The following is an 8,961-nucleotide window of genomic DNA, read 5'->3' on the forward strand; positions in this document are numbered from 1 at the left end:
AATCAACGAGAGCGAAGAAGCGTGTCATAACGTCCTAGACCGGCTTGTGGAGCACGTGGGTGACAATTCCCCAGACGGCAAATTCATGACCCTCCTCGATCACTAGAGGCGAATAGCGGGGGTTTTCCGGGATGAGCTGGAGACAGTTGCCGCGTTTGTGAAGCCGCTTGACCGTAAACTCATTATCGATCACAGCCACAATGATCGCATTGTAAGCGGCCGGCAGCGATCGATCGACAACGAGGATATCATCTGGATAAATGCCCACCCGGATCATACTGTCGCCCCGGACGCGCACGAAGAAAGTAGAAGTAGGGTTTTGGACGAGGTAGGTGTTGACGTCAAGATGATCTTCCAGGTAATCATCTGCCGGCGAAGGAAAACCCGCCGAAACGCTGCTATAAAGCGGGACGTTTAGCGAGAGTTCCTGGATGGGAATGACCTGGATGGAATGGTCCACCCCAAAGCCGGCTTGCGTGAGCATAACGAAAAATCCTTTTGCAACCTGAACAACGAAATCGGAACAAACATAGAACAAAACGTTTGTTTAAATCAAGAATTGTTTTAAAAGTCTTTAGCTTTCTCGCAGCGGTGCACAAGAGTCGTACCTTGTGCGGCAGTGGGACAGTTCAGGATCAGATCATGGCGTCGAGTTTAACAATCGGGGAAAAGAAGGTCGGGATCGACGATAAGAGCGGGTTTGTCTGCCTCACCGATATGGCCCGCAGCCAGGATGCGGATCAGCCGAGCCGGTTGATCGAGCGATGGATGCGTACGTCTTCGTCTATTCAGTTTTTTCAGGCCTGGGAGATCCGCAATTGCGCCGATTCTAAACCCCCCGATTTCGGGGGGTTTAAAGCTCGCGCCGGCGAGAACACCTTTTCCTTGAGCGTTCAGGAACTCGTTGATGCCGGGGCCACCGGTATTTATGCCAAGCGCGGCCGGTACGGCGGCACCTTCGCGCACATCGATTGGAGCATTCACTTTGCAAACTGGATGAGTCCGGAGTTCTATGTGTTGACCATCGAGGCCTTCCGCAAATGGAACGACCTGGTCGCCGGCCGGGAACATCTTCAACTTCGCTTTGCCAGGGAGCTGGCCGCCAAGAATTACAGCATGATCACGCAAGCCAATAGTGAACGCGCTATTCCTTCGCCGCCGGCGGCCATGACCCGCAATACGATTAAGGGCGATCGCCGGACGATGATTGATCGGCATTTATCTCAAGTACAGGCCGACATCATCAATCTGGCCATGTGGAAGATGACAGCGGAAGAATTCCGGATCAAGTTTGATCCCCCTGCCGATCGGCCAACCATGCGCGATCATGCAACTGCTCAGGAGCTGGAGACGGTTGCGGCGCTACAAATCATGCTGCGGCAGTTGCAGGAACAGCAATACAGTAACAGCGAAATGCTGGATTACCTGACGATTAAGGCCCCGGAAGTGCTGGCGCATTACTGCAAAACGGAAGAACAGCAATATATCCTTGAGCGGACCCGCCAAAAAAGGGGGTGGTAACTTTAGAAAAACTCAAAAGCAACAACACTGATTCAATGATACTCCGCGCTCTTGCCTTTGTTGTTGGAGGACTTCTCATAACGGGCGTGGTCTATCTAGGTATATGGTCAGGAACCCACCCTAATCTTGTGCCATGGTTTGGGATTGCCTCGGCAATAGGGGCACCGATTGCTCTCTCACTTCTTGCATTTGGTATCCTACCCTCAAATGCTGGAACAATAAGGAAGCTCGCGAAGGTTCCGCAAATAGAGCTACTTATACAGAGAGCGGAAACCGAAGAAGAGCGCTTGTCACAATTGAAGAGAGTGCGATCTGATTTGGAAACGTTGATTGAAAGAGAAGCCCAACGAAAAGCGGCTTTAGATCATCTTGACCGATTAAGAAAAAGCGCTGAGAGAACCTTGGTAGAGTTTGAAGCACTTGAAAAAGAACTTGCCCAACTTGATACGGCTTCTGATGATACTGGCATTGCAAAAGAGATAATTCTAAGGTTGAGAGAAAGAATTGATGCTAGAAAACGAGGAGATATTGTTTTTGAAATACACGGTCGTACCTACATCATCGAACGTTCACTTTTTAGATCTTTACCATTCAATATTGGCCCGCTCATGATGCTCCTTTTTACCGCAATTGAGTCTTTTCAAAATCGGCGCTCATCATAGTTTAACGTCTCCAGCCTGCTGTACGTCGGGATATCCATTTTATGTCAAGGGGCTTGCCCTGGCGGGCCCGGCCATCCGTGACTCGCTATCCGCTCGACCCTGACGGGTTGCTGCATGCAGCCCAACTCCTACCCGTAAGCCGGAAAAAGGTAGGGGCTATGCCCCCGTTCCTGTTCAAACCGTATCCCCAATCTTCCGCCGCATACGCTTTGTGCAGATTGGGTGATCCCCCTCGGTTATGACAGTCTCACCCCCATTCTCGCCGAAGGGCAAGGGTTGCAAGCAAGCATGCAACCCAAAAATTATAGGAGAGAAAAATGGGACAAACAAAGCTAAACCTTGACTTGGATCAATTTATAGGCGGAACGTCGACGTGGTGGAGAAATCCTATTCACCGAAACTACAGCTATACAGATGGAGTGAAGTATATCGCAGAGCAAACAGAAAGCTACTGGCTGATTAATCACATCTTTTCTTGGCAGTACGCTAAAGAGCTTCAAAACCAGGCCTTTCAGGTCTGGAAGTGGAAGGCCGAAGACAACAAAGGCACATTCATCATTGAGGACGGAAACAGAAACGTGCTTGCCAAAGACGAGCTGGAATACACGAGCTTCCCTGACGGAGAGGTGACGTTGTGGTTTACGGACAACGTTTTGCTTTTGCCGTGTGAGTATTAACCAAAGCTGAGGGGCGGCCTGGTCGCCCCGAGCATTCCATAATTCACTTGAAATGAACCCTATAGAAAGGATAGAATAAAGCTATGACCGATGATGTAACCAACGAACTGATGTACAAAGTCCTGAAGAAAATCCAAGGCGATCTTTCCGACGTGAAAGACGACATCAAGGACATCAAGGAAGGACAAATCAGCATCCGCAACCAGCTTCACGCCATGCAAGGCGATACCTTGAGGCAGGAGCGTACGATAGCATCTCTCCAACACGATGTAGACCGCATCAAGACTCGATTTGATCTTACGGACGCTTGAGGAAGCGACGGTAGCCTAGACCAGTCTAGGCTACCGCGTTACCTTACGCTTCACTGCTTATGAAGGCAGTGGAAAGAAAAAGACCATGCAGCCGCCGCTAGACCCCTTACAGCTTGTGACAACTGATGAAGATTACCAGCGCATCCTTCCGCTAGAGCTGTCAGCCGCCGACGCGAAACTTCTCTACGCGGTGTTGCGTGATCGCATTCAAGATGATGAAGTGGAAAGGGGTAAAGCCTACCAAATGCACACGGCACTTTTGGCGAAGCTCTACTACTACCTCACCGACAAAGCCTAAACCCTTTGGTGATGCTCCGCATTGAGCGGCTATAGAATTCGAGAAGTTTAAATTTCCATATTGCAACATGGTCGGTTCCGAAAGTTATCGTCTGAGTTGCCTAATCAAAGTTTTGAGTAACCTCATCGGAAAATCGCCATTCTACGCTGAAGCGTCCCTGACCTCTATAAGACGTAGGTCTCAAGAATTAGCTTCATCGAGACGCACAATCTTCTTACCTTTGATGACTATAAGTCACTTGTAATTATACTTATGAGCAAATCCGTCTCGAAGACAAAGCGTACTGGAGCAACCTTCACTCCACCATCACTAGCAAAGTACCTCTCAGAACAAATTCTTCGCTTTGCTCCAAAGAGTAGGGGTGCTCTGAAAATTCTAGATCCTGCATGTGGCGATGGAGAGCTGTTGGTTGCTGTGGGGAAATTGCTATCACTGGCAGGCCGTACTTTCACCCTTTATGGCTTCGATATCAACTTAAATTATGTAACTATCTGCAGAGAAAGACTCGCAAAATTAGATTATAATCACGAGGTAAAGTGCTGTGATTTTCTGCTCGAAGGTGACCCTCCAACCGTAGACATAGTGGTGGCAAATCCACCTTACGTTCGTACCCAGGTGCTCGGAGAGGTTAAGGCGCAGCAGCTCGCAGAAAAGTATAATCTAAAGGGGCGAGTCGACCTTTACTATCCCTTTCTTATTGAGATGACTCACTGCCTCGCGCAGGATGGTATTATTGGAGTGATCACCTCTAATCGCTACCTTCATACAAAAGGTGGTGAATCGATACGATCCTTCCTCGCTACATCATTCCACATCGATCGTGTGGTTGATTTAGGAGACACTAAATTATTTGAAAGCGCTGCGGTCCTCCCCGCCATCTTCATTGGCCGGAGGCAAAACACCGCAAAGAAGTCCATTCAGCAGGCTACTTATCTCAAAATTTACCAAGAAATAGCGTTTGCTAAGGGGCAAAGTGAATTCGCCAATATTTACGAAGTACTCACTTCCGAAGAAACCGGGCTGTTTGAGGTTGGAGGGAAAGTGTTCAAACAAAGCCGTGGTCAACTCACCACCAATCAACGCGATAGTAACTGGCAGCTGCTTACTGCTGAAGAGATCGAGTGGGTTAAGCAAGTTCAAGCTGCTTGTCCCTATACAATTAGGGACTTGGCCAGAGTAAGAGTAGGCGTAAAGACTACGGCGGATAACGTCTTCATCCGCAACGATTGGGATGAGCTACCGAGCGACATTCGCCCCGAAACGGAAGTGCTCCATGACATCGTCTCTCAAAAAGACATCGAGCGTTGGCAAGCTCCTTCTACAAACTCTACCCAGATTTTATACACTCACGAAGATCACAAGGGAAAGAAGAGAGTAGTGGACTTTTCTCATTATCCCTTAGCTCAGGCATATCTTGCAACTCACCGGCAGCAACTTGAGGGTCGGTCTTATGTGATTAAGGCAAAGCGAGAATGGTACGAAATTTGGGTGCCCCAGAAACCTCGCCTCTGGAAGCACCCCAAACTTGTCTTTCCTGATATCAGCGAGAAAGCACGCTTCCATCTAGATGAGGGCGGTGCAATTGTGAATGGCAATTGTTACTGGATTTCTCAAGACGATGTTGGAAGTGTTGACTGGCTCCTGCTTATGCAGGGTATGACCAATAGTGATGTCATGGCCACCTACCATGATCTTTGTTTTAACAATCGTCTCTATGCAGGACGGCGGCGCTACCTATCGCAGTACGTTGAGAATTACCCAATCCCTGATTTGGGCACCCCGGGTGCTCAAAAAATTGTGAGCCTAGTTAAGCAGCTCAATGAGGCCTCGAAAGTGGGCAGAGACATAACCGAATTGGAAAGTAGGCTTAACGACCAGATCAACGATTTGCTCGGCCTCACATCCAGTGTTGCTCAAGGATTAAACACAGCTCTGCCATCATAGGAGTCAAAAAAAGTCATGGGTATGCTCCGCTGGCACTTTCCGCTGACTCCATCTACGTGAGAAAAGTAGTCCCCTAGTTTACCTCCTGGCATCAGTACTATGCCCTGAACGCAGTTAGTAGACTTGTCCATTAACACGATCATGTACCGAATATCTTTAGTCGTGACGCCAAATTTCGGGAGGACTTCCAGAGTCTCTGTGGGCGTGTATTTGCCAAAGTCAACGGTGGGTGCATCTTGAATTTTAATTTCCAGAAGCTGGTTTTTGACGTCCGGGTACTGACCCTCCAAACTAGCGGTTTCATGCACATCGTAACCGAGCATTTCCAAGATCAGCCTCTCAAGGGCTTGTCCCCTGTTTTTAGTTCTAGCTGATGTAATTACTTTGCCCGTTAGGGGTACTGCAACTAGGTCACGGATGACCTCAATTGCCATGACCTCTCCCTTCCCTGCGGGCCACTGGTTGAAGGGCTTGACCGGCTTGACCGAGTGGGTTGTACTGATCTCTCTGATAGTAGGTGTGTCCGCTTTGATTAAAACCCCGCCGGGCAGACCCATCACCATCTTTCGTTGGATCCCAGAAATTATCATCTGGTGTTTAATGGTGGGCTTGCTGAACTCTCCAAAGTTTGCCACAATGTACTGAGGACTCATACCTACGATCGCTCGAATGATGTGTGATTCTACATCTATTCGTAGTAGAATTAACCGTGCATCCTTCGCTTCAAGGACGCTACCATCCTCACATTCTATTTGAGGGTCATCGCTATTCGGAATGCGATTCCACACCTGAAGGTTATAGCTTTTTCCGGAAGTGACTATGTACGTATCAACAAACTCCAGCAAGTTCTTTGGCACCCCCTTCCCCTTATCAGGCAAGATCGAAAACTCAGTGCTTGGGCTTGGTAGGGGGTGTTTTTGCAGTTCATGCGCGACTAAACGGCGTATGGCTGACCCATCGGTTCTTCCCTTACCTACGAAAGGAAAAATCTGTCCTAGGAGTGGCTCCAGGCGACGTACTATTTCTTGGGGTGAAGTGAGGTCAGTCTTAGTCTGGGGGGGAAGCAGAAGCTTCGGATCCATCGCTTTGGGGATGTCCATCTACAAGGATTGCGACAGGGACTTCCAGAGCTTCGGCAAGCTTGTGAATATTTAATAGAGAGACGTTACGGTAACCGCGCTCGAGCGATCCAATGTAAGTGCGGTCTAAGTCAGCCTTGAAAGACAATTGAAGCTGGGACAACCCAAGTGCTTCCCTCAATTCTTTGATCTTGAGACCAAAAGATTTGAGCTTTTCTATGTCTGCTTCGCTGTAAGCCATGTCAGATAAAAGTGACTACAAAAGTCTTAGACTGATGACTATAAGTCGGCCGACTATGAGTCACATCATCATAATATATTTCGGTGGCTTACAGTGTCCAGGAAGGTTGCTGAAGTGCAATTGTGTGAATTCCACACAGAATAAGGGATCATGCTAGTTTCTTACCCCCTGAAACACTATCCCCCAGTGTGTTTCATTCTCCTGATATTCCACTAACAACAGCGGCTAGAGTCAATTAAAAAAGGCCAGGATTTCTTTTTCAAAAAGCGCCCAAATTATATAAGCAATTAGTAAAACTATCACAGAGCGTATGATGATCCATGCTTCCTTTGAAATGGGAGATTTGACTGCTTTACTGAATACTTGCAAAAAACGATCAGCTTGTTCCTGGCTGATATCTTCAGGTAGGGGCAGATTTTCGCGTTCGCGTCGTTCTAAGTCTTCAGTAATTTTTTCTTCCGAAATTCCGATATAAGGAGCCGGGTCATGAGGAACGGTTGGAAGATTATCGAAATCAAATTGATCATATTCATCGACCTTTGTGGTAGCCCAAGTGAGCATTCGCCAGTTATCGTGAAACCGGCCATCAGCGTTTTTGGCCAAATCTGATTTCGACTGGATGGCGTCTTGAATGGCGGTTACAGGGAAAAATACTTGGCCGTCTAAGCTGACATGCTTTTGAAAGTACTGATCACCGCGCAGGAGCGTGTCGAGCAACTCATTAAAGTAGAGAAGAAGTTCGGCAGCTTTGGAACCTCGGGCCTGAAGTTGCAAATAACCGCCGGAATAATGCATTTCTAAGCGTGCAATAGTACGATCAGGGAGTTGCAGCAAAAGTCCATCCTGCCACAAGTGCCGTAGTTTGACCTTAGAGCTAATTTTTTGCACTACATCACGGAAGATTCCACGATGTAAATGATATCGATGAATGTATCGCTGAGTAAACTCAATTTGACTACCAGCATCCGCCCAAACATCTTCCGCAGCCTTTGGAGGTTCAATTGCCATAAGGTGGAAGAGCTGATAGATTGAAGCGTCTTTCTTTTTAGCCTGGGTTTTAAAACAGATGCCTGCCCTCTGCATAATGTTGAGGAAGATACTCTGTTCCTCTTTTGAGTAATGATTTTGATCGAATGGTAGCTCACGGGGAACAAATTGGCCATTGTCGAGACGACATTTTTCCTGAAAGAAGAAAATGGCACGTTCCGCAAGGGATGGAGATTTAGAATGATCGAAGCGTTGTAATATGGTATAGATAGCATTAAAGGCCCATTCTTGATCAATTATGATTTGGTCGGGGAGCAAGTCGGGGTCTTGAAGAATCAATCCCAGACCGTCGAGGTAAGTGAGAAGAGCAGATTCAGAATTTGGAACGAGCCGATGTTTTTGGCAGATTTGAGAGAACTCGGAACGACTTATTTGTTGCTTTTCTTTTCGTCTTCGGAGGTCCATGATTTCTTGGCCAATCATATACCATGATTCTGGCATTTCCATTTTGGCGTGTGGAAGCCGTTGAATTGCCTCATGTATTGCCTCGCCGAGTTCCTCAATGCGGCGGCCAGTTTTAGCGCTGACCTGTATAGGGCCTTCTACTGATATACCAGAGGGGATGTCTTCCTGAATGGAGATATCAGGAACACCGCGTTCGCATTTATTCTGTATAATAATTATCTGAGAGTTTGGCGCGTTGCCAGCAATGTCATTGAGCCAATATGAGAGTTTGCGGTTAGGGTCTTTTTGCCCCGTGATTGGGTCGGTCTGTTCTAGGTGGTAGTAAGTGTCAGTGTCGAAAACAAGCAGATTTATAGCACGGTCACGAAGGAAAATACGATGAGCTTGATGGTAAATATCTTGGCCGCCAAAATCCCAGATGAGTAAACGGACGGGGGGATAGCTGAAAGCAAAGCTTTTTGCCTCTTCGGTCACCACTAACCGGATTCCGTGTGTACTGGAACGGTCTTCTTCATAACGGTTGAAAACTAAGCGGTCGATTATAGAGGACTTCCCCACGGTTCCATTGCCGCAGATTTGAATCTTGTATATATCGTTGGGATAGCTGCCTATATCTAGGTCTCTTCGCCAAGCCATAAGGTTGGGAAGGCAATTAAAAACATTAAGGTAGAGTTCAGGAGGTAATTGCTTTTGAAAGGTATTATATAGGTCGAGGTGTTGCAGGTTGGTCAGGGCGGCCAGATCCAAAGCGCTGTCGAACTGAGTTCCGCTGAGGT

Annotated in this window: 10 protein-coding genes; 6 read left to right on the forward strand and 4 right to left on the reverse strand. The window is 47.6% G+C overall.

Translation table 11 applies throughout. The features are described from left to right. Positions 1–34: 34 nt before the first annotated feature. Positions 35–484 (reverse strand): LexA family transcriptional regulator, encoded by a 450-nt coding sequence (locus NMA52_RS18320; protein WP_254829164.1) that lies wholly within the window; start codon positions 482–484, stop codon positions 35–37. A gap of 14 nt (positions 485–498) precedes the next feature. Between NMA52_RS18320 and NMA52_RS18325 the strand changes: the two genes are divergently transcribed. The 6 genes from NMA52_RS18325 to NMA52_RS18350 all read left to right on the forward strand — a co-directional run bounded on the left by NMA52_RS18325 (position 499) and on the right by NMA52_RS18350 (position 5,413). Continuing rightward, the gene (locus NMA52_RS18325) at positions 499–1,521 is read left to right on the forward strand and encodes a KilA-N domain-containing protein (protein WP_254829165.1); all 1,023 of its coding nucleotides are present in this window, start codon (positions 499–501) and stop codon (positions 1,519–1,521) included. A 35-nt stretch (positions 1,522–1,556) separates the two neighbouring features. Continuing rightward, entirely contained in the window at positions 1,557–2,183 is a 627-nt protein-coding gene (locus tag NMA52_RS18330) for a hypothetical protein (RefSeq protein ID WP_254829166.1), read from the forward strand. Between the two features lie 317 nt (positions 2,184–2,500). Beyond that, entirely contained in the window at positions 2,501–2,860 is a 360-nt protein-coding gene (locus tag NMA52_RS18335; RefSeq protein ID WP_371930991.1) for a DUF6876 family protein, read from the forward strand. An 83-nt stretch (positions 2,861–2,943) separates the two neighbouring features. After that, complete coding sequence (locus tag NMA52_RS18340) at positions 2,944–3,171, forward strand: hypothetical protein (RefSeq protein WP_254829168.1); 228 nt, start codon at positions 2,944–2,946, stop codon at positions 3,169–3,171. Positions 3,172–3,256: 85 nt separating this feature from the next. Continuing rightward, a complete protein-coding gene (locus NMA52_RS18345; RefSeq protein ID WP_254829169.1) occupies positions 3,257–3,469 on the forward strand; it encodes a hypothetical protein in 213 nt (70 codons plus the stop codon). Between the two features lie 252 nt (positions 3,470–3,721). Next, a complete protein-coding gene (locus tag NMA52_RS18350) occupies positions 3,722–5,413 on the forward strand; it encodes an Eco57I restriction-modification methylase domain-containing protein (protein WP_254829170.1) in 1,692 nt (563 codons plus the stop codon). Here the strand turns inward: NMA52_RS18350 and NMA52_RS18355 are convergent. From NMA52_RS18355 to NMA52_RS18365, 3 genes are all read right to left on the reverse strand, one after another. Further along, positions 5,383–6,291, reverse strand: coding sequence for a hypothetical protein (locus NMA52_RS18355; protein WP_254829171.1), 909 nt, complete (start codon positions 6,289–6,291; stop codon positions 5,383–5,385). The two genes, NMA52_RS18350 and NMA52_RS18355, sit on opposite strands and share 31 nt — an antisense overlap. A gap of 169 nt (positions 6,292–6,460) precedes the next feature. Then, positions 6,461–6,733: a helix-turn-helix domain-containing protein gene (locus NMA52_RS18360; RefSeq protein WP_254829172.1), complete on the reverse strand. Its 273-nt coding sequence runs from the start codon at positions 6,731–6,733 to the stop codon at positions 6,461–6,463. A 231-nt stretch (positions 6,734–6,964) separates the two neighbouring features. Continuing rightward, positions 6,965–8,961, reverse strand: a 1,997-nt coding sequence (locus tag NMA52_RS18365) for a COR domain-containing protein (RefSeq protein ID WP_254829173.1), incomplete at its 5' end; no start/stop codon positions are given.

Source organism: Lewinella sp. JB7, from assembly GCF_024297185.1.
Classification (GTDB): Bacteria; Bacteroidota; Bacteroidia; order Chitinophagales; family Saprospiraceae; genus Neolewinella.

Excerpts from the sequence above, each read along its gene's own strand:
- NMA52_RS18320 (WP_254829164.1), bottom strand. The coding sequence starts at position 484 with ATGCTCACGCAAGCCGGCTTTGGGGTGGACCATTCCATCCAGGTCATT.
- NMA52_RS18330 (WP_254829166.1), top strand. The coding sequence starts at position 1,557 with ATGATACTCCGCGCTCTTGCCTTTGTTGTTGGAGGACTTCTCATAACG.
- NMA52_RS18335 (WP_371930991.1), top strand. The coding sequence starts at position 2,501 with ATGGGACAAACAAAGCTAAACCTTGACTTGGATCAATTTATAGGCGGA.
- NMA52_RS18340 (WP_254829168.1), top strand. The coding sequence starts at position 2,944 with ATGACCGATGATGTAACCAACGAACTGATGTACAAAGTCCTGAAGAAA.
- NMA52_RS18345 (WP_254829169.1), top strand. The coding sequence starts at position 3,257 with ATGCAGCCGCCGCTAGACCCCTTACAGCTTGTGACAACTGATGAAGAT.
- NMA52_RS18350 (WP_254829170.1), top strand. The coding sequence starts at position 3,722 with ATGAGCAAATCCGTCTCGAAGACAAAGCGTACTGGAGCAACCTTCACT.
- NMA52_RS18360 (WP_254829172.1), bottom strand. The coding sequence starts at position 6,733 with ATGGCTTACAGCGAAGCAGACATAGAAAAGCTCAAATCTTTTGGTCTC.